At 47.0% G+C, this 24,203-nt stretch carries 22 protein-coding genes; 10 read left to right on the plus strand and 12 right to left on the minus strand.

The genetic code is table 11. The features are described 5' to 3' along the window. Position 1: 1 nt before the first annotated feature. Positions 2–2,293 (plus strand): 3'-5' exonuclease, encoded by a 2,292-nt coding sequence (locus tag CFREI_RS09555; protein WP_027011832.1) that lies wholly within the window; start codon positions 2–4, stop codon positions 2,291–2,293. 2,347 nt (positions 2,294–4,640) lie between these two features. Here the strand turns inward: CFREI_RS09555 and CFREI_RS09560 are convergent. Together CFREI_RS09560 and CFREI_RS09565 are read right to left on the minus strand one after the other, a co-directional pair. Then, positions 4,641–5,654: a PIN-like domain-containing protein gene (locus tag CFREI_RS09560; RefSeq protein WP_027011830.1), complete on the minus strand. Its 1,014-nt coding sequence runs from the start codon at positions 5,652–5,654 to the stop codon at positions 4,641–4,643. Next, positions 5,644–7,296, minus strand: a complete 1,653-nt coding sequence (locus CFREI_RS09565; protein WP_027011829.1) for a DUF262 domain-containing protein — start codon at positions 7,294–7,296, stop codon at positions 5,644–5,646. The genes CFREI_RS09560 and CFREI_RS09565 overlap by 11 nt, the downstream gene beginning before the upstream one ends. Before the next feature lie 407 nt (positions 7,297–7,703). On the opposite strand from CFREI_RS09565, the gene CFREI_RS09570 reads away from it, so the two are divergent. Continuing rightward, on the plus strand, positions 7,704–7,991 hold the full coding sequence (locus CFREI_RS09570; RefSeq protein WP_084170639.1) for a winged helix-turn-helix transcriptional regulator: 288 nt from the start codon (positions 7,704–7,706) through the stop codon (positions 7,989–7,991). A gap of 36 nt (positions 7,992–8,027) precedes the next feature. Here CFREI_RS09570 and CFREI_RS09575 read toward each other — a convergent pair whose 3' ends face one another. The 3 genes from CFREI_RS09575 to CFREI_RS09585 all read right to left on the minus strand — a co-directional run bounded on the left by CFREI_RS09575 (position 8,028) and on the right by CFREI_RS09585 (position 9,414). Then, entirely contained in the window at positions 8,028–8,252 is a 225-nt protein-coding gene (locus CFREI_RS09575; RefSeq protein WP_027011828.1) for a hypothetical protein, read from the minus strand. 286 nt (positions 8,253–8,538) lie between these two features. Beyond that, complete coding sequence (locus CFREI_RS09580) at positions 8,539–8,943, minus strand: VOC family protein (RefSeq protein WP_027011827.1); 405 nt, start codon at positions 8,941–8,943, stop codon at positions 8,539–8,541. 249 nt (positions 8,944–9,192) lie between these two features. Beyond that, positions 9,193–9,414: a hypothetical protein gene (locus CFREI_RS09585; RefSeq protein WP_027011826.1), complete on the minus strand. Its 222-nt coding sequence runs from the start codon at positions 9,412–9,414 to the stop codon at positions 9,193–9,195. A 294-nt stretch (positions 9,415–9,708) separates the two neighbouring features. Between CFREI_RS09585 and CFREI_RS09590 the strand changes: the two genes are divergently transcribed. Together CFREI_RS09590 and CFREI_RS09595 are read left to right on the plus strand one after the other, a co-directional pair. After that, on the plus strand, positions 9,709–11,184 hold the full coding sequence (locus CFREI_RS09590) for an MFS transporter (RefSeq protein ID WP_035111327.1): 1,476 nt from the start codon (positions 9,709–9,711) through the stop codon (positions 11,182–11,184). Between the two features lie 24 nt (positions 11,185–11,208). Further along, positions 11,209–12,186: a glycerophosphodiester phosphodiesterase family protein gene (locus CFREI_RS09595; protein WP_027011824.1), complete on the plus strand. Its 978-nt coding sequence runs from the start codon at positions 11,209–11,211 to the stop codon at positions 12,184–12,186. An 83-nt stretch (positions 12,187–12,269) separates the two neighbouring features. Here CFREI_RS09595 and CFREI_RS09600 read toward each other — a convergent pair whose 3' ends face one another. Then, positions 12,270–12,455 carry a hypothetical protein gene (locus tag CFREI_RS09600; RefSeq protein WP_156907696.1) on the minus strand — a complete coding sequence of 62 codons (186 nt, stop codon included), beginning with the start codon at positions 12,453–12,455 and terminating at the stop codon, positions 12,270–12,272. A gap of 109 nt (positions 12,456–12,564) precedes the next feature. Here CFREI_RS09600 and CFREI_RS13390 point away from each other — a divergent pair, with 109 nt between their 5' ends. Further along, the gene (locus tag CFREI_RS13390) at positions 12,565–12,651 is read left to right on the plus strand and encodes a hypothetical protein (protein ID WP_435383910.1); all 87 of its coding nucleotides are present in this window, start codon (positions 12,565–12,567) and stop codon (positions 12,649–12,651) included. A 194-nt stretch (positions 12,652–12,845) separates the two neighbouring features. Here the strand turns inward: CFREI_RS13390 and CFREI_RS09605 are convergent, their stop codons facing one another. Both CFREI_RS09605 and CFREI_RS09610 read right to left on the minus strand, forming a co-directional pair. Further along, positions 12,846–13,250 (minus strand): VOC family protein, encoded by a 405-nt coding sequence (locus CFREI_RS09605; RefSeq protein WP_027011822.1) that lies wholly within the window; start codon positions 13,248–13,250, stop codon positions 12,846–12,848. A 276-nt stretch (positions 13,251–13,526) separates the two neighbouring features. After that, on the minus strand, positions 13,527–13,712 hold the full coding sequence (locus tag CFREI_RS09610; protein ID WP_027011821.1) for a hypothetical protein: 186 nt from the start codon (positions 13,710–13,712) through the stop codon (positions 13,527–13,529). 125 nt (positions 13,713–13,837) lie between these two features. On the opposite strand from CFREI_RS09610, the gene CFREI_RS09615 reads away from it, so the two are divergent. Together CFREI_RS09615 and CFREI_RS09620 are read left to right on the plus strand one after the other, a co-directional pair. Beyond that, positions 13,838–14,209 (plus strand): PI-PLC domain-containing protein, encoded by a 372-nt coding sequence (locus CFREI_RS09615; protein ID WP_027011820.1) that lies wholly within the window; start codon positions 13,838–13,840, stop codon positions 14,207–14,209. Positions 14,210–14,843: 634 nt separating this feature from the next. Then, positions 14,844–15,695 (plus strand): DUF4062 domain-containing protein, encoded by an 852-nt coding sequence (locus tag CFREI_RS09620; protein ID WP_027011819.1) that lies wholly within the window; start codon positions 14,844–14,846, stop codon positions 15,693–15,695. A gap of 329 nt (positions 15,696–16,024) precedes the next feature. Here CFREI_RS09620 and CFREI_RS09625 read toward each other — a convergent pair whose 3' ends face one another. From CFREI_RS09625 to CFREI_RS09640, 4 genes are all read right to left on the minus strand, one after another. Beyond that, positions 16,025–16,969 (minus strand): Abi family protein, encoded by a 945-nt coding sequence (locus tag CFREI_RS09625; RefSeq protein WP_027011818.1) that lies wholly within the window; start codon positions 16,967–16,969, stop codon positions 16,025–16,027. A gap of 490 nt (positions 16,970–17,459) precedes the next feature. Continuing rightward, entirely contained in the window at positions 17,460–18,437 is a 978-nt protein-coding gene (locus CFREI_RS09630) for a hypothetical protein (RefSeq protein ID WP_027011817.1), read from the minus strand. Between the two features lie 422 nt (positions 18,438–18,859). Beyond that, a complete protein-coding gene (locus CFREI_RS09635) occupies positions 18,860–19,060 on the minus strand; it encodes a hypothetical protein (protein WP_027011816.1) in 201 nt (66 codons plus the stop codon). A gap of 378 nt (positions 19,061–19,438) precedes the next feature. Continuing rightward, positions 19,439–21,376 (minus strand): vWA domain-containing protein, encoded by a 1,938-nt coding sequence (locus tag CFREI_RS09640; protein WP_027011815.1) that lies wholly within the window; start codon positions 21,374–21,376, stop codon positions 19,439–19,441. Between the two features lie 133 nt (positions 21,377–21,509). On the opposite strand from CFREI_RS09640, the gene CFREI_RS09645 reads away from it, so the two are divergent. The 3 genes from CFREI_RS09645 (at position 21,510) to CFREI_RS09655 (ending at position 24,179) form a co-directional block, all read left to right on the plus strand. Then, positions 21,510–22,253 (plus strand): helix-turn-helix domain-containing protein, encoded by a 744-nt coding sequence (locus tag CFREI_RS09645; protein ID WP_027011814.1) that lies wholly within the window; start codon positions 21,510–21,512, stop codon positions 22,251–22,253. Positions 22,254–22,346: 93 nt separating this feature from the next. Next, complete coding sequence (locus CFREI_RS09650) at positions 22,347–22,733, plus strand: VOC family protein (protein ID WP_035111324.1); 387 nt, start codon at positions 22,347–22,349, stop codon at positions 22,731–22,733. Between the two features lie 114 nt (positions 22,734–22,847). Then, positions 22,848–24,179 (plus strand): hypothetical protein, encoded by a 1,332-nt coding sequence (locus CFREI_RS09655; protein WP_156907695.1) that lies wholly within the window; start codon positions 22,848–22,850, stop codon positions 24,177–24,179. The last annotated feature ends 24 nt before the right edge of the window (positions 24,180–24,203 follow it).

The following is a 24,203-nucleotide window of genomic DNA, read 5'->3' on the forward strand; positions in this document are numbered from 1 at the left end:
CATGGCAGAGTTTTCCCTCCATAAGGCACTCAAAGTTGACGGCAGCCTGTACGCGAAAGTCTTCAATTTCATTCAAAAACTTGTACAAGATCCCACTCTGCCGGGGCTACATATCGAGCCAGTGCAAAACTGCCGCGACCCCCGAGTACGCACGGGCCGCGTCAACGATCAGTACCGCGCCGTTATGTTCGAACTCACCGCAAAAGGCAAACAACATTTTGTACTCGTTGACGTCCTTAACCACGATGACGCATACGTTAAAGCCGAGCGGATTCGCCTTGAAATCAACCCCATTAACGGCATTACGCAACTTATTGAGGAAACGGTGCCGCCACGGGACGTCGTTAAACGCCCGAAAGTAATAGCGAAACCGAAGAAATTTACACCGGGTGAAGTATTGCGAAATGCTGGTATCACACCAGAAGCACTGCAAAACGAATTGGGCGTCACCCCAGCCACGGCCAATCATGTGTTCGAGCTTGGGCATGAAGATGATATAGAAACTGAATTCGCGCTATCACCAGCATGGGAACGTGATGCCCTCACTGGACTGTTAGCCGGATACACCATTAATGAAGTTCGGGATTCTTTAAGTATTGAAACCGGAGTTGGTGCGGGTGACACTCAGGGTGATACCGAACGTGATGACGAAAGAATCATCGAAGGTCTCCAACACCCGGCAGCCGCACTGGAGTTCAAATACGACGCAAACCAAGAAGACTTAGAAGCAATTATTAGCCAAGGCGACTTCAACGCTTGGCGAATCTTTGTTCATCCCGAACAGCAGCACGTAATCAACGCCAACTACTCCGGATCCGCCCGCGTCACCGGAGGCGCCGGCACCGGAAAAACCGTGGTGACACTACACCGCGCCAATCGACTCGCCGCAGACGGCCGCAAACGTGTGCTATTAACCACCTACACCCGCAGCCTCGCCGACTCCCTCACCTCACACATGAACGTACTCAACCCCGAGTACACCGCCGCGAGCAAACCCGGCGCCCCCGGACTCTGGATCTCAGGTATCGACGCCCTTATCGCACACATAATCAAACACGCCAGCGCCGAAGCAATCAGAGACGCAAACGAAGCCGTCCTCGGAAGCCCCGAAACATACCGACTCCAAGCATTAGATAACCAAACTGAACAACAACTCTGGGAAGAATGCCTCGGATTCGTAGAAACCAAACTCTCCCCAGAACTCACACACCCAACATTCCTGGCACAAGAATACGAAGCCGTAGTGCTCGCGAACGGCATTAAAGACCAGAAAGAATATTTGAAAGTCCCGCGCCCCGGACGAGGCACACCACTCAGCCGAACAGCACGAAAAGACATGTGGAACATCATCTCCGCATTCCGGCGCAAATGCTCCACCCTTGGCCGCGCCACATTCCCCACACTCGCAGCCATCGCCGCACACATCCTAGAACGCCGAGCAACAATATCCAACACGAATCCGGATGGGTTGGTTACGCAAGTAGGTGCAGCACCCGAACAACAAAGACTATTCGACCACGTCCTAATCGACGAAGCCCAAGACTTCCACGCCGGACACTGGAAATTCCTCCGCGCATGCGTAGCCCCCGGCCCCAACGACATCTTCCTCGCCGAAGACGCACACCAACGCATCTACGGACAACGACTAACCCTAAGCCACTTCGGAATATCGACCCTGGGTGGAGCATCACGAAAACTCACACTCAATTACCGCACCACCAAAGAAACCCTCGAATACGCCGTACGCATCCTCGAAGGCCAACAATGGATCTCCTCCACCAATGAAGAAGACAGCATCACCGGATATCGATCCGCACGATCCGGACCAGAACCACTCATCGTTGAAGTAACAAACCTCAACCAAGAAATCGCAGCAGCCGCCAACCAAATCAAACACTGGACCGCCGAAAACCCAAACGCACACATCGGCATACTCACCCGATCCACCTACGCAATCAAACAAATCATCGCCGGGCTCGAAGAACACGAACTCCAAGGCTCCACAACACGCAAAACACAAACCACCGATAACACCCCCATCAGCGTCATGACCATGCACAACGCCAAAGGCCTCGAATTCACCCACGTCATACTCATGGGCATCAATGCAAAGTCAGTGCCACAACGACACCAACTCCAAGGACTCGGAGAAGCCGAAACAGCAGACCAAATCCTACGAGAACGGGCGCTACTGTACGTTGCCGCATCGCGAGCTAGGGATGCTTTAATGGTTACTGTGAGTGGGGAAAGGTCGGAGTTGATGCCGAAAGTCAATTCCAAAAACTCAATATAGATATAATATGTACATCTCAACCATGTTTATATCACATCAACCAAAGTCAAAAGGGCGAATATAAAAATGAATCAAAAAACTTACAACGAGGAATTAAAACCCTCTTCCGGCTCGTTAAGTAGGCTCCCCACAGAACAACCTTAAATTCTGGACAATCATCATCTGGCTAGCTAACAATCAAAGAGTGGCTCTCCTTCGGTCAAGAAATTATTAGGCGAAACACACAGTATATAAACGGACATCAATTTTTCGTCGACCGCAGACTCTAAAACAGGACGCAAACGAATAAAGCTTGAGGAGTTCCGCGCCCAAAACTATGACGTGGAACGCTTATTCCGTTAATAACGAATGGGGCTACACAGCATCGGACGGCGAAAAAAGCTTACTCTCCATGCCTCCAATTACGAAATTTCGTCAACTAAAATTCGATTTGCAGAACTAAACACTTTTTAAATCAACTAAACACAATTAAATATGCAATTTAACTACAACGTATTAGGCAAAAAAGAACAACAAATTCAACACACCCATCGCTACCATTATGGAACTTTCACTTATCAAGATATGCCACCTCTATTTCAACCGAAAAGGTTGGACGGGAGATTTGAATAGCATTTATCATAACGGCGGAAATATGGCGGATGAGTTGCCAGGAAAATTAGATTCCCAATTATTCTTCAAAATTATCCACATTACATCATCTAAGTTACCGATCGGGGCTCGAAATTATTCTTAATTAAAATTTCTCAGCTTCCAGCAATTATTTAAATAATACCTCGACGGCAGGTTATCATATGACAATGGTTTCCTTTTCCCGGGGACTATCGAATAGTTATCTATCTCGACCCTCTATGTACAAAGCTACGGAATCAAGAGTAGCTGTTACAATTTGTGCATCACGAATATTTAAACGAGCTAATGAGATCTAGTGTTGGGTTATCTCCGCGATTTAGGGTACACACCACCAAATGACGAACGCCGCCGTTGGCCGACATATAATGTCACCCCAGACGGCACTGTTGATAAAGCCAGACGTCAGCAATACTTTCTTGGAAAAATGTATTTAATCAGAAAATCCAACCAGACTCCTTAAAGAATTAATCGTTGAAATTAACAAATTATTTTTGAACGAGCTCAGCTGTTTTCTATGTAAAGCACCAAACAAAATACTTCAAACTGAAATGAATCAGCTTTTCGGACCCACCTCCTGTCACCCGACCGCACTTCACTCCTGGGTCTTAACTCCCGACAAATGGCTCGTTGAAAATATCAATCAAAGCAACGTAGGCGCCTTTTCCCCAGGAAAAGCTGGCGACCATCCACTTCAAAATTTAAATAAACTTTTTAATGAAAATAATTTTGATGATCGTAATATTTTTTGAATGCATAATCTTTGAGCGTTACGATCTGGTTACGGTATTGCCAACCTAAGCAGCCCTAAAAGCATAAAATTTTATTTCCAAATTAGAAATTAAAGGAAACGACTCTATAAAAGATTTCAAATCTCTAATTTACTATTTGAAGAGAGAGTTACAGGACCTACTAATCGATCTAAAATTACGAAAACTCATACAGGATTTTAACCTTATATCTTTCACGATTTGAGTGATATGGAGTGGGTTATTTAGAGCGCAAGTAAACGTGATAGAACGCTAACGTCGGCGTCCATCGCGTTCCTTTATTATAACGATAACAAAACCCATATAGTAGTTTGCATGATAGTTTCTCGCTCCCCCAAAGATGACAAAGACTTTTACGAGTTTTTGCAGGATGGATCTGTGACAGAATAACACATCAACCCTTCCTATAACTTACTATACTCGCAAAAACGTTAAACCTGTGAATTCATCGTCTTTGCAGATAAATAATGAATCCGCACGTTATACGCATCAGTTCGTGCGAAAGTCTCGACGCCAATAATTAGGTCTTCTACTGAGATGACCACCCCAAGTCGTATCTTCGTCCAAATCGCTAGAGTCAACCACCCGACCCATTCACGGGCCTTCTATGCGGTATTTGGCTGTTACAGGCACTATCGATCGGTCCTATGAGCAATCGGAAGGTTTTACGCTCACGCGCCACCTTTTTCTTTGAGCAGAATATTGATGTTTTGCTGTTTCGTAACAACTTCAACGACAGATAATCAAACCCAACCAACGAACAATATCGAGGCGGAGGCATTAATCACATCTGCCATCTCATAGCTGACGCCTTTTGCTACAAGGAGATCGCACGAGGTCTAAGACTAGACTAACGAAAAATCGTCAAAACCAACACCAATCCCAACCAAAAAATACTTGATTGCAAAATTTCAATATACTTTATCACTAAGCTCGGAAAATTCGCTTCACTTTAATGAATTTTGTCGTTGTTCATTAATATATTCTTGCAATTGTTTTACAAATTTGATAAATTGCTTATCGGTCATTTTGACAATATCAAACTTAGTAAGTGACTTAAACTCTGCGCTTAAGTAAGGATGTATTTTTTCACCCATATTCCAATCCGCTTTGGTATCGTTTGAGAGAAATAAAACGACATCTAAATTTTCTTCGCAACTATCGACTTTTTTTGAATAATCCAAACTTCTAACTCCGCCGATCAAATCCAACCAACAAAAAAAATCGCCAAATCCTTGTTCATTTTTGGTTTTATAATCTTCCCATCCAGGAGGAATTTTGCAGGAAAAACGCGACTTAGCAATTTCCATAAAACGACTGCGAGGCACAAAGCTGACGAACAAATCATTTCCGAAGATTTGTGACCAATAGTCCGTAGGACGATTCTCATGAATTGGGTACTCTTGGTCAATGGAGCCATCCCATTCGTCAACTTTTTCTTTAAAATTGGTAATGTCATTGCGTGAAATAAATCCAATATTGATTAACTCATCAATTTCTTTTTCGAAATTTTCGCATTCTTTTACCATTTTTTTAAACAGCACTTTATACTTGTTTAAACTTTCTTTAGAGAAGGCGCGGTAATTATTACAAAATTCAACATAGGCTTGACCAGGAAAAATTGTAATTATGGTCGACTCTGAGACCTCTGCATTTTTGGGCAACTCTAAAAAGTTAGAAATCAAATATTTTAAATTAGATTCTTGATAATAATAAAGCTGTTTTAATATATTAGTGTCCGTCGAAAGTATTATATTGCAACGCTTAAATTTCCGCTCTTTAATTTTTTCACATAACCGTTTCCAATCAGATGTACTAAGGCCAGGAGAGTCAACCTTTTTAATCAAATCTTCAATCGAATCAACTAAACCGACATTCGAACCGACTTCTTCCACCAATTCGCCGACGAATGCATCATTAAAATCCGTCTTTTTAATATCCAATAACCCTTCAGAATTCATATTCTTCTCCATACCAAGTTTTAGAACATTCTTTCACAATTTGTTCCATCTTTTGGTTAATAGACTCGACGTCCCAACATTTCAAATCATCGAAATTAACAATTTCGCGATGGTAAATATGCTTTTTGAAATGTTCAGCTGTCTTAGCTACATCAGTCGACCCGTAGGGACGATTCTCTGTTTTTAGCAAAATAGTGTTGCCTATGTTTCGTAAAAGTTTATACTGTTCGGTTAAAGAACTTTGATTGCTTGATAAGTTATTTTTTATGGAAACATTTCTCATCACAATATGTAGAAACGCATCGACGTCTGGCAAGCAACTTTCCTGCAACGCTGATAAACGCACAACTGTCGCAAGCTTTCGCTGAAGTGGTCTTGCCTTTAATCTCTCGACAAACTGTTCTTTGGAAGGTTTAAGTTCTTTAAGAGAATCAATGGCTTTATCAATTTTCGAATGTTCTGATTGGAAAATATTTTGAGCTGCTTTTGCAAACTTCGCTTCAATGCTGCCGGTCCCAAACATCCCCACCACCATGCGGGTGATAACGATTTTAGAAAGTTCTTCTAAGTAGAAATCTGCCTGCTCATCATATGATATTGCGATTACGATTGGGCGAATTGTTGAAAAGTTTAATTGGTCAAGAATCGCGCTAATTCTAACAAAATTGCTTGGCGCGCTATTGTCTACCAACGAGGGATCTATCAAACCTAAATATCTATCTAGATGTTCGTACAACAGCTCAATTAATTGTGATACTTTTTCGCCTGGATAGTACTTAATCACTATCTTATATAAATCTCGAGGCAGTATGTAGCCATGCCGCAATATTAATATATGCCTGATAAAATGTGTTAGTTGATCCTCCGCGCCAATGGCTTCAAATTTTTCTTGTATTTTAATCCACTTATCAGTTAGTTTATTTTCTCGAATTTCTTCTTCATTTAATTGATTTAATGACCCGAGGACGTATGCTTTAATTATATCATAAGGTGTCAAATTCCTGCCGCGGGCATTGACTACCTCAAATACTTTATAAGCAGACACTAGATCATCGTTTACGAACGCTGATAAATAAACTTTTTCAGTTAAAAATTTAGCCCAATCACTTAACGCGAAAGAGGGTCCATTATCTATCTCAACTTTTAATTGTTCATATAAATAGCGCTGCGCACTTACCATTGGATGATTCGAAAGATCATTTCCTGAAGGCCATTCCGGTTTGTCAAGACTTAAAAGTTGATCATATACTTGTAAATCTTTTTCATCATTAAGTTTAAGCCTTGGCACTTCCTGATCTTTTTGATAGTCAGGGCCAATTAACAAACTATCTCGTATCGAGCGCTTAATTAGTGGTTTCTTTTCCACAACAGCAAGTAAACGTATAGCATTTGCTAATAAGCTGAGTGAAATTAACCTTTGCTGACCATCGACTATATCTTGATAATCTGAATCATGCGCAGTCAAGATTATGATCCCCATGAAATACGCCTCTTCTTTCTGTGCGGATTTCAAATCATTCCAAAAATCTTCAACTTCTACTTTTAATCTCCAGCTATATTTTCGCTGGTAGATTGGGACGTTATACTTGCTGCTGGCCATCAACGCTTTAAAATTGGTGGTGTTTGTGGAAAACGTGATCACCGATACCTCATTCCAGTTCTAGCTTTTGATTGCGATAATTATTTTAAAGTGCTTGGCAATTTATAAATTTCGCTACTTGAAAAGTCTAAAATTTTGACGTTTTATATACCTCCAAAATATTTCATTTCATACATCACGTTTTCTTTTGCCGTAGATTTGGATGGTTCACAAGGCAATAAAACACTTTATAGTTGTTTGCCATTTTATACTCAACACGGTTGCGTTGACAACACAGCACTAACCATAAGGACCATTCAGCTGCTGTGGGTTTTACAGAACTGGACTTTCCTGCCACTTTCGTCCAAATATCCCAAATACAACAAAGACTTTTACAGGTTTAACCTGATGGTTCTGTCACGAAGAACGTAACAGAACCACTCGCACGGATTGCGAACAAGTGGACAGCAATGATCGTCACCATCGCTGAGGCTAAACTCCGCTTCGGAGATAGCAAGACGAGATTTGAAGGCATTAGCGGCAAAGTCCGCACAGACACATTGCGTGCACTGGAACGAGGCGGCATCGTCCCCCGTGAGAAGTACGCCGAAATCCCACCACGAGTAATGTACGAATTAACACCCCTCGGTAAAACCCTGCTTGTCCCCCTGGCGGCACTCACCGAATGGGCAGAAATATACACGTGTGAAGTAATGTTGGAACGGCAAAAATACGATGAACTGCAAGAAGGATTATGAGTACTACTACCCAAGCTTTCCGCGGCGTCGGTAACTTTAAAGAGTTAACCGTGCGATAGCGTTCTGTAGTTTATCTACAAGTAAATGGACAGTAGTCCATGCACCGGCAATAGCTTCACGTTCATCGCTTTGGTAAGGAAGGGAATTCACTTTACTGGACGCCCGTTGAACTGCTTTCGCGATTACTTCAGCATCAAAATCCAGCTGATTCGGGTTGCCTTTTTGATAATCGGGGATATAAACACAAAGCCTCTCAAGCACTTCTCGTTGAGTACGTATGCCTCGGCTATACTCTGCTTACTCCGCTCACGGTACTCACCCAGTGAGCACAAAACATACATCGGCGAAGTAATGCTGGCACACCAAAAAATGATCAGCAACAAGGATAGTCGTGAGCACTAAACCTAGAGCTTGTGGTGTTAAGCGACGCAGATACTCTGCGCTGATACCCCAAGCATTCCGTGACGTGACCAAGCCAAATAAGACTGAGCGGTTCACTTATTAATTCAGCTTTTAGACATGTCGCCGGGGCTGCGGGAAGCGCGGTCTAGCCCCAGGTGCGGTGGGAAAGGACCAGAAGATAACCGTCTGGGTCCTGGATTGTTACACCGTATTCATCCCAATACGGGTTGCGGGCCTTGACAACCTGGCCGCCAGCCTGTTCGAGAAGGCGCAGTTCTGCGGGATCGACCTGGTGCCCGCGGTAGACCACCAACAGATCTTCCGGGCCGGGTGGATTTGCGTCCAAAGCAGCGGGATCCTGGACAAGCTCCAGATGCCAGGAGGCGCCGGGGACGCCAACCATCAACAACGCGTGACCCCCGACCGCATCCGTACCAGTACGCCAAAGCACCTCAAGGCCAACACCCTCACACCAAAAACGCTCAGCTACCTGCAACGAGCGAGTCGGCCGGGCAATACGAATCGGGTGGTTAGTGGAGATAAGAGGCATGGGGATATTAGAGCATGTGGGATAGGTTGACGGAAATTAAATGCGTATCTTAAACGCTGCGTGCAGGGGCGGCATCAAGTTTCTGTAACACGGATAATGGATCAAGAATCAAGTCCCGCATAGTGATCATGTACTGACTAGCTATTTTGTTTCCATCATTGATGGTGTCGCTGATCCCAGGGGTGGACCATCATCACTTGTCTTTGCAAGGCCAGATCTGGCTTTACAGGTGAGAAAAACGGTTTTGCTTCACTCGGTGGTCGTCGTTACGTCCTTGCGATGTTTTTGGTTTTTCAATACCTCCGCCAAGGCTACCGCCATCGCTTGTTCTGCACTGAGACCAGTGTCATTCTGATCGAGTTGATCCATGAGGGAATTCAATGACAACTCAGCTAACTTCCAATCATCAGCAATATACGCACCATGACGCTGAATTAACCATTCACGCGCAGAGATCTTATCAACTGCCATTGGATCCTCCTCTCCTCTTCTGACCAGCCTGCCAAGACACCACGTTAAAGTCCAGCAGTTCAATGACTCGTTATCAAAGAACCCCACCAAGGAGTAATCGACATTTACGACACAAGTATCTCAATCCAGTAACCCACTGGTTGAAGGAGCTTTCCGCGGCGTCGATAAGCACGTGGAGGGTTTGGGATCTGAAGTTGGGTGTTGTGGCATCCGTTAGGAGGATGGTGGTGGTGGAGTGTTGTTCCATCTTTTCGCTGATGTGAGTGTCTAATTGAAGGGGCACTATCGGGAAGTATGAACACTGTTGCCACCGTGAATACGCAGCAAACACATAAATGGTGGGTGCTTGTCATCCTCGCTACTGGGCTTTCGCTTATTGTGCTGGATGCGACGATTGTTGGTGTGTCGATGCCGTCGATTATGCATGAGCTTGAGTTGAGTTTGGTGGATGCGCAGCGCGTGACGGCGCTGTATAACACGGTGTTGGCGGCGTTGCTGCTTGCTTCGGGACGGTTGGGGGATCGTGTGGGTCGCAAACATACGTTTGTGGCTGGTTTGGGGTTTTTCCTGGCTGGATCCGTACTCGCCGCGCTTTCTACCACCGCGTGGGCACTGATTGGCGGTCGGATTATCCAGGGTATTGGTGGTGCGTTGATTTTGCCTTCGACTCTTTCCACCGTGAACGCGTTGTTCCGGGGCAAGGATCGCGCCTCCGCGTTTGGCGTGTGGGGTGCCGTTATTTCTGGTGCCGCGGCGGTTGGGCCGTTGGCTGGAGGAATGATCACACAATGGGCGCATTGGCGTTGGATTTTCTGGGTGAACGTGCCACTGGGCCTGCTATTGATGATTGTTGCGCTGCGCATTGTGCCGAATACGCGCGGTGATGCCACCCCGGGTTTCGACTGGATTGGTCTAGTCCTGTCTGCCGTTGGTTTCGGTGGACTTGTTCATGGGATTATCCAAAAGGACATCACCATTACTGTACTCTCCTGCCTGGTGTTGCTGGCGTTTATTGTCTGGGAGCGCTTACGTCTGCAACAACAAAAGGCCGTGCTTCTCGACCTCTCCATGCTGCAAGTAGCCACCTTTACCTGGGGAAACCTCACGGCAATGATGGTGGCCATCGGTGAATTCGGGTTGGTATTTGTACTGCCGCTATTCCTGATTTCCGGTATGAACCTGTCCACACTGACGGCGGGCGCGGTGCTTGCAGCGATGGCCGTCGGGGCGTTTCTTTCCGGGGCCATGGCCAGGCATTTAGCCGCCGCGATCGGCCCGTCAGGAGTGGTCATGCTGGGGTTAGTCCTTGAAGTGTTTGGTGCCTTACAACTCGCCGCCGAAGAACGTGCAGACCAGCAACTTTGGCTGGTGGCGTTTGCACTCGTGATCTACGGCGTGGGGCTCGGCTTGGCCAGCGCGCAACTCACCAGCCTGGTACTTGGCGACGTTCCGGCGAAAAACTCCGGCCAGGCGGCGGCTGCACAGTCGACAATCCGGCAGATCGGCTCCGCCTTAGGAACAGCAATCATGGGCACCGTACTATCCTGGGCCCTGAAAGCTTACGTCTCCGGCCCGGGTGCCGACGCCGTGATCGCTTCAGGTGGTGCAGCACTCACCGGCATGCGTCAACACATGGACGTAACAACACTCGTCCAAGGATTCGCAGACGCTACACGAATAACCCTGTACGTAACCGTCGCATTCATCGCCCTCGGCTTCATATGCTCACTCATGGTACGACGGTATAGTGCGAATAGTCGGGTGGAATAAGCCTCTCTTCCTCGGAGAAACACAATGCCGAACATTCGTAAACGCCGCATCGCATTACTACTTACTCTGCTCCTCGTAGGTTTCATGTGGGCAAATAATACGAATGTGTTTACAACGCCGTCGAACTCCCAGCAAGGCGCCCGGCTACTCGCACACCGCGGATTAGCACAAACCTTCCGAATGGACGGGATTACCGACAGCACAAACACCGCAGCACTCATGAACCCACCTGAGCACCCCTATCTGGAAAACACGATCCCCTCAATGCAAGCGGCTTTCGACGCCGGTGCAGCAGTCGTTGAACTCGACCTTAAACTCACCAAAGACAAAGCCCTCGCAGTATTTCACGACGCCACCCTAGACCACCGCACCAACGGGGTAGGCCAAATCGGCGATTACACCATGGACGAACTACAACGCCTCGACATCGGCTACGGATACACCGCCGACGGCGGCAAAACATACCCATTTCGCGGCAAAGGCATAGGCATGATGCCAAGCTTCACCGAAGTACTACACGAATTCCCAAACCATGACCTCCTGATCCATATCAAAGACGGTCAACACGAAACCTACCAAGTGCTCTTAAAAACACTGGACAAACTGCCCAAACACCAACAACAACGACTCACCATCTACGGCAACGACGACGGCATAGCCTGGCTACGCAGCCAAAACCCACAACTACGACTACTCTCCAAAACAATGCTGCAATCCGCACTCCTAAAATACGAATTCATCGGCTGGACAGGCTACATACCAAAAGAACTCCACAACATGGAACTCCACATCCCAGCAAAATACGCACCACTACTCTGGGGATGGCCACAAACATTCGTCAACCGCATGGAACACGTAAACACCCGCGTTGTCCTCGTCGCAGGCAACGGAACCCGATCAGAAGGCTTTGACACCCCCACCAGCATGCAACAAATACCACCCGACTACACAGGCTACATCTGGACAAACCGGATAGATCTAGTTGGGAAGGCAATCCATTAGCACCTGGCTGGAACATTAATCACCCCCTTGATTGATCGTCCAAATCGGACCAAAATAGCGAAGAATTCGGTTTCGCTGCCACCTCACGTAACTGTGATGAAATGAAGATCACCACTTTGAGCATCATCGGCGACTCGAAACATGACCGCCCCGAATTGATCCAGTTCGATACCTTCTCGTGTGCCAGAGAATTGATTACGACTTAGTTGATGCCATGGCCAATGAGGATCCAGCATTCCCATAGTGTCAGCAACAGACCTTTCAGCCAACAAAGTAAAATATTTTTCGGCAACGAGCACCAGGTTTGCCAAGAATTAACTCTTCGAATGTCAAGGTGACTTCGGCGACACCAAAACAAGGATCGAAGGCTCTAGCAGCATAGTCCTCACAGACACCCTGCGCACTTTGGAACGAGACAGTATTATCTCCCGTGAAGAATACGTGGCGCGATTCCAACACGAGTGATGTACAAACTAACACTCCTCAGTAATACCCTGCTTGTTCCACTAGCAGTTCTCACCGAATGGTGACGGATACAGCGGCGAAATAACACTGGCAAAGCAACTTTCTGCAATCACCGTAAGAGGACGCGACGTCGATAAGCAAAATAATACTGGGCGGAACGCTAACATATTGTAGTAGGCCGCGGGAAGCGCGATCTAGCCCCAGGTGCGGTGGGAAAGGACCAGAAGATAACCGTCTGGGTCCTGGATTGTTACACCGTATTCATCCCAATACGGATTGCGGGCCTTGACAACCTGGCCGCCAGCCTGTTCGATAAGGTACAATTCGGTCGGATCGACCTGGTGCCCGCGGTAGACCACCAACAGATCTTCCGGGCCGGGTGGATTTGCGTCCAAAGCAGCGGGATCCTGGACAAGCTCCAGATGCCAGGAGGCGCCGGGGACGCCAACCATCAACAACGCGTGACCCCCGACCGCATCCGTACCAGTACGCCAAAGCACCTCAAGACCAACACCCTCACACCAAAAACGCTCAGCTACCTGCAGTGAGCGAGTCGGCCGGGCAATACGAATCGGGTGGTTAGTGGAGATAAGAGGCATGGGGATATTAGAGCATGTGGGATAGGTTGACGGAAATTAAGTTGCGCACCTTAGACGCTGCGGGGAGGCGCGGCATCAAGTTTCTGTAACACGGATAATGGATCAAGAATCGAGTCCCGCATAGCAATCATATATTGACTAGCTGTTTTGTTTCCATTATTGAAGACCATAATCGCTTGACTTTGTAAGGACAGAAATGGCCTTACGGTGAGAAAAACGGTTTTGCTTCACTCGGTGGTCGTCGTTACGCCCAAGAGGGCTTTCCTTGCGATGTTTTTAATTTTTCAATACCTCCGCTAAGGCTATCTCCATCACTTGCTCTGCGCTGAGACCAGTGTCATTCTGATCCAATTGATCCATGAGGGAATTCAATGACAACTCAGCTAACTTCCAATCATCAGCAATACACGCACCATGACGCTGAATTAACCATTCACGCGCAGATATCTTGTCTAATGCCATTGGATCCTCCTCTCTTCTTCTGACCAGCCTGCCAAGACACAACATTAAAGTCCAGTAACCCAGTGGCTGAAGGAGCTTTCCGCGGCGTCGGTAAGCACTGGGGAGGGTTTGGGATCTGAAGTTGAGTGTTGTGGCATCAGTTAGGACAATGGGGCAAAACATATCCATTTCGCGGCAAAGACATTGGCGTGATGCCAAGCTTCACCGAAGTACTACGCGAGATTCCAAACCATGACCTTCTCATCCATATCCAAGATGGTCAACACAAAACCTACCAAGTGCTATTCGAAACACTGGCTAAACTACCAGAACATCAACGATGTTGGCTTACCGTCTACAGCAACAACGACGGCATAGCCTGGCTATGCACCATTACTCTGGGTTGGTCACAAACATTCGTCTACTACATGGAACAAGTACCACCCGACTACGCAGGCTACATTTGGACAAACCGGGTGAATCTCGTGGGGAACGCAAACCAAGATTTCCGGTGGTAGCTTCCTCATATTGCGTTGCATAACAGTCAAGTTAGGTAGGGAGAACCCCCGCTATGAAAACAGCATCATGTCTCAGTGACGGGTTGCGTTACGTAACGTCGTTTAGCTGGGATGATGCGGCTCGACCACACGGCCGCCAAACTAAATAAGAGCCTGGAACTAAGCATTGGTGGTTGGACCGCCACAATTAGTTAGCAATAAATATTTTAGGCCGGGAGCCGGGTTAAAACGAGGCGGTTGGATCTCCTATAAGTTCCAGATTCCACGAAACACTTCGGTCAACCCGCAGCGTTAGAGATATCGGCTGACAGCAAAACGTAACCACCGACAGCGTTTGTGCTTGAACGGCGAAGTACCCCGAAGTTGTCGCCCCACCGGTCACATTCTCACCTCACTGGCAGATCAAGGTGTTCGCATCGAGCAGTTCAGCGAAGCAGATATTTAGCAGCTTTCACACCAACTTTTGATTACCTATTAAAGCGACAAAGCACGCAATACAAACCGTCATTAAATTTTTTATATAGAGAAGTGCCTGAGCCACCTTCGCGTACCGATTACCTCAGTAGGAAATGCAAGTCCCAGAAATTTCATGTTCTATTTAGTTGGCATAGACAAGCTCATCTAAAATTTAGCTATGAGTTTCAATGCAACTATTCTACGAATTCTCATCGCGTCTCCTTCTGACGTCCCTGAAGCACGGGATGCCGTAGAAAATGCAATACATTCGTGGAACCGTCGACACGCTGTCCCCCGAAGGATCGTTTTACTTCCATGGCGCTGGGAAACCAACTCGATTCCGATGCTAGGTGCTCATCCTCAAGCAATTATCAACAAGCAAGGTGTTGACTCAGCCGACATCGTGGTTGCCCTTTTCGGCAGTCGCCTTGGCTCTCCAACCAAAGAAGCCGTCTCTGGAACAGTAGAAGAGATAGAAAAAGCTTTAGCAAGCAATAAACCAATCCACATATTTTTCTCTACGGCTCCGCTTCCACATGACGTTGATACGGAACAATTAGAAGGATTAAGAAATTTTAAAAAAGAAATTGGAAAACGTGGATTGCTGGGTGAATTTGACGACTTTCGTCAATTGGAAAATCAAATATGGAACGTGATTGAACACGATATTAATCAAGTAGAAATGACTACTACTTTGGCGAAAATGCCCGAAGGAGTAAAATTCAAGGTGCAGCCAAAAAGTGAAGAGCGCCCTAAGGAAACTGACAGCAAAGGACGTATTAAGTACGAAACTAAATATTGGCTCGAGATAACAAACGCTGGAGATTCACCCGCCGAAGAACTCCAATTCGAGGCTATTTCTGACGAGGATAGTTGCATGCGAATATTTACACCAGATCAGCCAATTTCACTTCATCCTGGCGTAACCCGAAAACTGAATGTTATCTATGGCTGGGGTGTTCGCAATCCACAAATAATGCTCAAATGGATGGAGAACAACGAGCAAAAGTCTGCAACTTTTGATATCTAAAAATTCGAAGCCTCTACAGCATAGTCCGACTAAATAGTAACATTAGTCACGCGAATCGCTATAGAGGTAACAAATCTGAATGATGAATTTATTTAATACCTATCGAGGTTATTTACAATAAATTACCATTGAGAGAATGTGAAAATTTCATCAATTAGACTATTCAATAATTCATTTACCGCAGGGTGATGGGACCAACTTAGCATAAATATAGTAAGCAAATTTTCATATTCGATAGCTTTGTAGATATATTAAACATGTAAGCCTTAAAACTTTAACTAGATGTCTCATAAGACCTGAAGACTTACAACATTTAATGAATAACCGATCTACGGAGAGGTCTTACAGAGAACGTCGTGCGGCATTTTGCCATACCGCTGAGGTTGGGCTACACCATAGGCTAAAAGTGGATGCGTGTTAAGAATAGGCTCGATTTTATCACCTAACCATCCGGAATGAATTCCTGACCGTGTAGCAAAATCATCAAGTGCAACGAGGACCTTATATACCGAGTGATCGGTGAAGCTGCGGTAACGTTTTTGAATGCGCCGAGAAGTATTGGGCTGCAGACCCGGTACGTCAAGCACGGAATGATTCCACAACTGAGCGCAGTGCGCGATCCTATTACGCAAATACACAAAGGCTCGCACTTGGGAAGGCAAGAGTCGCCGAGACGTCTTCAACGACCCAGCGACATCGTCTAAAACACCCGATTCGCCAGAAGCCTCGATAAGACGCGACAACGTACCGAAGGAAAATGCCTCCACAGCAACCCAAATCGGCATACGGTCGTAAGCCTCCGGCTTGTACGTGTTTCCTTGCTTAATATCGTCGCGGTAGTGCGCAACAAACAATTCCTTACTGCGATCCAAGTTCATCAAGGCATGCTCTTCGACCAGCTCGGCATCTGGATTCGGTGATTGGGTGAATCCTTCCCCACGCGCGAACTCACCAGTTACCCCAACGAGACGGCCATAAGCATACGCAAATCGGGTGCGCAGCAGGATCTCTATTAGATGCAACAAATCATCACAAACGGTGGCAAGTTCCTGCTCCGCCTCATATAGGGCCCGCAGTATATCGAAAGAAGTACCCTCGATGAACCTGTTGTCACCACATTGCGGCTCCTCCTGCCAGTGGCGAAAATATCCCGAAAGACGGTAGTAGCTCACTCGAGATAAAAAATCCGCTGCTTCGCCAACATCATTAATTTGCATCCCACGCTTACGTAGTAAAACTACTTGGTCATCATAGCTGAGCCAGCATTTTGGCACCCCATGCCTCCTGCAAAAAGAAAGGGCCCCGGCCATTTGTGCGTTACCCTTATGGGTTAGAGGCCTGACCGGGGATCTATCAGAGATTATTGTAATTCATGTATCCCTGGGAAGCAAGACCTCTAGTACAGAACGCAACGGACAAAATCACACCACATTGGAAAGCTGCTTCGTCATGTGTGACAGTGAGTTACAGTCGATGAGAATACTGTTTGTTGTGTAGCTGTCGAACACGGGTAAGCGCCCGCACTCGCACCGCCTCAGTGTCAATAGCCTCCTCATCTCATCAGAGAAAAACGGCGGCTGTTCATTCTAAGCCCGTCGAGGACTGAGTGATGCATTGATGGCACTTCCTCAACCTCCAACACAGTACGTGATCACCGTTCCTACGGGTGGGAGTTTGGATGAATTGTCTTGGATTTGAGAAGTCGAGGCAACAACATAGCCCGCATGCCGCGTTTTGCTGAAGTCTCAACTCAACGTAGCTTGTTTACAACTTAAACCCAGGCCCAAAAACTTGAGGGGCAAGTGCGAGCAACGCCGCAAAGAATCCTCCAAACGCAGATGCGAGAATGAGGAAGATTGTTGCAATAGGGCTTTGCGAGTTCTTGGTTTCCGGCGCAGCAGGTTTTTGTGTTGGTTTCGGACTTTCAGATGTTGTGCTTGGCGTAACTGACGGGTTTCGCTGCTCCCGCTTCCTGGATTCTTCTGCGCATTTCTCAAGCAAATCACTAGTAAGTTCGGGGCCATATAAACTCTGAACGATCTCGTTCTCAAGCTGGCTAAATTCTTCTGTGAAGACTTGCAAATAAGACCACCGTTGTTCTAAATAGTAACCTTGAACCATTGGGACAAGAGGTGACAAATTTTGTATCAATCCTCTCTCCCCAACTACGTTCAATTTCACTTCTTCGATCCGATAAACAGGAACTTTCACTGGATGCGGGCCTTTTAATAACCAACTATTGTTAGCTTCTTTTATCCGCATCGCCATTACTTCTTCGAAGTATTCTTGATCTACATATGCATACCAAGGAAGCCTTTCTAGTTTATATTCTAGCGAGCGATCCGTTTCGAATTCGATATTGTTATCAGCTAACAACAGGTCAACTTCAGCCGAGTTGAAATCAGGTGGAAATGAGACCGAATTCCAACGACCGAAATCATTGTAGATCTCAGGATTCTCCGCTACAGGAGGCAACTCAAGGCTATTGATATGATTCCAGATGAAAGCATTCTGTTTTAAATCATCGCGAAGTTTTTTGTACGCAGCAGATACTTCCTGCTCATACAACCGAATGAACCTCTTGTAATCTTCTTGAACTGATTTCTCAGCGAAGAAACCGCAGTACTCGACGCCACCCTCGCTGCGCAGCTTCGTTTCAATCGCCTGCGCCGGTGTCACTGAGACCGTGGTAACTGCTAAAACTGTCACGACTGCGGATGAAATTACCGTGCGGATTCCCATACCCAACCCTTCAAATAACATGTAAATAAGTTGAGTAAAACATTAACATACAATTAAGTTGTGCTTCATTAATTTTCAGTTCGGTGGTAAACACCCCAAACAAGTGCTCTATCTACCACTTCCTCATCCATCACTAGCTTCTTAACTCGTTACACTGACGTCTAACACTTCGGCGAAGCACTAACACCGCTAATGCTTGAAATTTCGATGTTGGTAGCCGCAAACGTTGGGCTTTGCACGGCGTCGTCAAGCGTTCCTAGGGTGATGCAGTATGTCACCAGAATCAGTTGAGTTAAGGCGATGTCCCCCCCCTGCCTGCGAAGTCGATTCAGCTTTTCGCTACGTACCGTTTACCGCCGAGTACTTGCTTAGGTTTTTCCATAATCACAGAAACCCCGAGGAGCTAGCCCGGATTAAAGGGCTCAAGGAGTTTTGTTTTGCGTTACTCCAGCCTCTTTTAACGCGATCTTCATCGCTTGTTCCGCGCTGAGGCCCTCGTCGTTCTGATCGAGTTCGTCCATCAGGGAATTTAATGCGAGCTCCGCGGACTTTTCAGCACCTGCGAAAGACACACTATGACGCTGCGTTAGCCACTGAAAAGCAGTGCGTTTATCGATTGCCACCGGTTCCTCCTCTTTACTTTTGTCCGGAACCCTATGCTGCTAGGTCAATGAGCAGCAAAAGATCGCAACAAGTTTTGCTTCAACTACCTGTACTGCCTAGCTACCAACCCGGCGAGAATCAGGGATCCACCACTAACAATTCCTGCTAGCAGACAAACGACTGCACGAGTGCTTCCAGCCAGGCACAACGTATAGGCAACAACACCCGACACTGGAGCTAACACTGTAAAAACCCAAGTGAAGGGGTGCAACTTACATTTTTGATTCATTCTTGGCGCAGAGTCAAGACGCATCTATCTTTATCTTCTTATCACCCGATTACAGCAACGGAGGAAAGGCTCACGAATTCGCGCAGCCTTCCACTCCAAAACGACTCCCCTACTTCCGCATCAGCCTCAGCAATAGCACCAGGATCCCAACCAGCACCACTAGTGCAATGACTGCACCAATACCTACTGCTAACCACACCCAGCTTGCACCGGATGATTTCTCGGATGTTTGTTTTTCAGCTGAACTAGTGGTGGTTGTATTGCTTGGCTTGTTTGTGTTCACTTTGGCGGAGTCGAACGTTGGGCCTTTCGCGGCGTCGCCAAGCGTTTCGAGCGTAATGTGGTATTTCAGTGGTTTGAGTTGGGTTTGGGCGTCGGTGTCGCGTCCGGCGAAGTTGGTGAAGCTGACTGCCACGTATTGTTTGCCGCCGAGCCAGAAGGATGTTTGACCAAGACCATTAGCGTCTATGTTCGCGTAGCTGATGTCGTATTTTGATGCGAACGTGGAGGGTTTAGGGTCGGTTGACGTGTGCACATCAGTTTCGCCAATAAGCTCTTGCTTTTGGCCAAGCTCATTTACCGCCCAAATATTAAGATTACGGACCACACCACCGATAGTCCCCTGTGCATCCTCTGATCCTGGATCCGCAAGGACTTCAACAGTGCCTTTAATCGACTGTCCGTATTCGACCGGGATAGCAAAGAACTGGGTTTCGCCTTCCACGATTTCACTCTCGGTTGTACCGATAAGTTCCGGAGCATTGTTCGGTTGAGTACCTGCGACCACACGTTTGATTTCCCCGGCGGGAAGCGGGTCTCCGACGGTTTCTTCAGCACGCTCCTCGCTGGGTTTCTCATTAAGCGGATCGCCAAGTTCTGACGGTTCGGGAACGAGGGCGACGGCCATATCGATATTGATGGGTTTATCGTAATCTGTTCGGTCTAGGCCCAGGTCTAAATATAGTTCGCCTTCTTGGCAGTCTTCCAAATACTTATCTAGTTTGCTGCTGGCGAAGAAAGAGACAGGCCGATCAGCTCCAGCCAAAGTCGAATCCCCACCCGTATTCATCGAACACACATTAAGAGTTTCTTTGGAGTTCAGCAGTTTCGGATTGAAGCTATAGCCGACAAGCGTGCCCTTGCCAGTACCCAATTCCGGCACCGCAATACCACCGATATGTAGGCGATGCCCCTTTGGAATATTTACTTTTAGCAGATGTTGTCCTGGTTCCACCTCTTCGGCTTCGCTCACAGTTTCCAGCCGAAACCGGGCTGGTTCTTGCAAAGTACCGACCGGAAGTTCGGGTGCTGAGGCTGTGTCACGCCCGGCTTTAATTGTTGTTTCTGGGAATTGGTACCCGACACCAGTTCGAGTAGTTGCTTGGGTGAGTACGGATTGCAGTGTTTCTTTCGTGGAAGCGTCAGCGTAGGTACCACCGGTAACGTCGGCAACGCAGGAAAGCTCGGCCCGCGCGGCGTCGTCAACCTTAAAACCGATCGTATGTACAACTAACTCAGTGCCTTGCGCTTTGAGCTCTTTGGCAACGTCGCAAACCGGAGGCGGGGCGCAGGTATCTATACCATCAGAAACCAGAACAATTGAACGAGCACCCTCTTTGGGGAGTAGATCATTAGCCTGTTTCAGAGCATTACCAATCGGGGTATAGCCGCGCGGCTGCAGGCCATTGACCGCAGACTCCAACTCATTTATTGGCTTCTCCCCTGGGCGAGCAAGCACTGAAATATCCCTACAGCCAGCCTCTTTCTCTTCATCTGTGCTCCCCGTGCCGGTGCCATAGGTAACCAACCCAAGTGGCGCATTTGCTGGAACCTCACGGAGAAAATCACCCACCGCTTGCTTTGCAGCATCCATGCGGGTCAGTCCATCTACATCCTGCTCAAGCATAGAACCGGAGGCGTCTAAGACAACCACTGTGGGAGTGACCTCTTGCTGCGCCTGGGCTGGAGTTTGCCCCTGGGCGAATGGCGAGAGGGCGATAATAAACCCCACTGAACTCACTGCACCTAACATCCGTAAACCAAACATTGAGAATCCTTGCGCCGGGGAAATAACCGATCCTAGTTTAATAGATTTTGTGCAACGTTTTAATTGGTTTTTTGGGTTGGAAAGCGAAGATTTGGTGGTGTTCTACTACCCTCACCTATGAAATAGTTATCCTATGCGTTACGCGCCGCGCCAAACTGGAATCGCTAAAGCCGTCGCTAATGAGGTCGTGTATCACGAGTGCCAGCCGCCCGAGGTATTCGCCGATTTGGTGTACTGCTTTTGGGAACTGCGAACTTCCAGCCCCTTAAAAACTGGTTTTGATTACCTGGTCATGCCGGATGCTTGTGTGGATATCGTCTTCGACCTGCACTACCCGGAAGCGTTCCTTATGACGCCCCACGTTACAAGCGTCTGCTTGAACCTAGGCACAGAGTTTCATTTTGTAGGGATTCGCCTACATCCTGGGGTCTATGCCAGAGAATTATCCAATATCGTCGGGAGCGTACAGGAGTTAAAGTCGCTCGGCGGCGAAAATATATCCGATCTTATAGGCAGATTAGCCACAATGTCGTTCGCTCACCAGCAACAAGAACTCACACAGCTTGTCCGCGTTTTAGCATGCGAAGACACCTTGAAAAGTAATGCTTTAATCCGGCAAATTATCCAACTCAATGAAACCCACACAATTAGTGAAATTGCGAAAATTGTGCATATTTCGGAGCGGCAATTGCGGCGAATAGTGAGAAATGCGACCGGATTCTCTCCAAAAGAACTTTCCAAAGTGGTCACTTTTCAGCGCACGTTTTCTAGCTCCTGGCAGGGGCTTTACACCGACCAGGCGCACTATATTCACAGCTTTAAACAGATCACAAAGACAACACCGCAGCGTTACCAGCGCCTCTACGAGGCGCCTTAGGCCGCCCTCCCACTATGTCCGTTTTTTACAATACGAAGCCGTGACCTGCCTTTTAGGATTGCAGCGTATTTGTTGTTTATCTAGGAGGTTATTGTGAAGAGTTTAAAAACTCTGTACCCGGTAATCATTACGGAGAAGCTTCGGGAGTGCGGGGACTTCTATATTGATGTGTTCGGGTTTGTGCGTGTATTTGATTCTGAATGGTATGTGCAGCTTCTCCACGAGCAGAGTGGCGCTGAGCTTGGGTTTATGCTTCCGAATTTGGAGAATCAACCAGCGTTCTTGCATCCCAGGTTTGATGGTGAGGGTGTGATTGTGAGTTTGGAGGTCCCCAACGCCAAAGAAGAATTCGAACGTGTATCCGCTTTGAAAGCCGTTGAAATTTTGCTTGGTTTCACAGAAGAGGAATGGGGACAGAAGCACTTTATAGTTCGTGACCCTTCCGGAGCATATGTGGATATTGTTGAGCAAGTTCAATAGCCTTGACCAACAATCGTCATTTTATGGCCTGACCAGGAATAAAGCACTTCCAAACGAGGTGTGAAAGTACTAGGCTCGTAATCATCAGCGCGCTATAGAAAACGGTGAATGATTATGCGCTTCCCCACTTTCCCCTCGGCTCTTTTAACTCGGCCTTTACGGCTGCTAATCGCACTAGGCTGCACATGTGTTTTGTGTGTAGCCTGCGGCATTCCAAAAACAATAGAAGCTCCAAATAATCAAGACGCCCCCGGTACTGAAGATCACGTCCAGCTATTTTATGATCGCTTACCAGGTAGGACTTTTGCAGATATGCCGCACCACACAAACATGCGGTTTTTCCCGAATGATAATTCGAAGTTCTTAGATTTTTCGTACCAATCAGGCGCCGAGCCTATTGTTTTTACAGACGATTCAGCAAATGAATTGAGGTTTGTTGGCCCAACTAATTCCACGCGGGAATTCATGGTCAATACTGGCACAGAACTCAAGTTCTACGATTCGCAATCATTCGAATACCTGGGCGGAATCAATGCGCAAGGCTGCAGCGGAATCAACCGATGGAATCAAACGTATTGCTCAGACCCCGAGACCACCGACATTGTGCTTATTAATGCTGAACTGCGGAATATTATAGCCAGATTTGCTGCGCCATTTTTAGCCACAAATATCAAATATTTGGGATCCCTCGAAGACATTGATGTCCTACAAATCACCGATATGCAGTCCGAAAACCTTTTGGTCGGCATTAAGAATTCTGAAGTTATTTTTTGGTCGCATAGACTTTCGCTATCTGCGGTTTGCGGATTAACCCATCAAAACACCACGGTGCTGTGTAGCGAGCCCAACCAACAGGAATTTATAATCAATACGTTCCATACTCGTGACGGCCAACAAATTGCCGATACCACCGTAAAAGAACGGGTATTTCCAGCAACATACGGCTGGATTACGGAGAAAGATAACACCCTTGCCTACTACAATTCCGAGTGCGAACTCCTTGTTCAAGTCCCAATTACTGACCCCGTCGCGCTCAGAGTTTATCCGTGGCACACGCCGCTACACACCGGCGATGGCGCCCCCGACCCATACCACGAATTGGCCCACATCGTTCAGCCACCTCTTATACTTTACGACGCCCAGCACAACCCCGTTCTTGAACAACAGTTCGGCGGTGCATTTGCGTACCCAGGTCACTTAAAGGACGTACTTTTTATCCACGACAATCAAAAACTACTGTCCATGGACTTTCAAGGCCACATTTTCCTAACACACGAACTCAACCACCTCTCCATGAAAGATATAACTACTGGTCGGGAACTCCTCAGTGAAAGCGAAAATGTGGCCGACCTGTTTATTTACAATCATTGGCTAGCTACAAGGAGCTATTCGCCTGATGGTGAAAAATTAATCGTATATGTTCCCACAAACTTGGCTAAAGGCTGAACGCTACCGCGGCGTCGAAAAGCG

The organism is Corynebacterium freiburgense (assembly GCF_030408815.1).
Taxonomy (GTDB): domain Bacteria; phylum Actinomycetota; class Actinomycetes; order Mycobacteriales; family Mycobacteriaceae; genus Corynebacterium; species Corynebacterium freiburgense.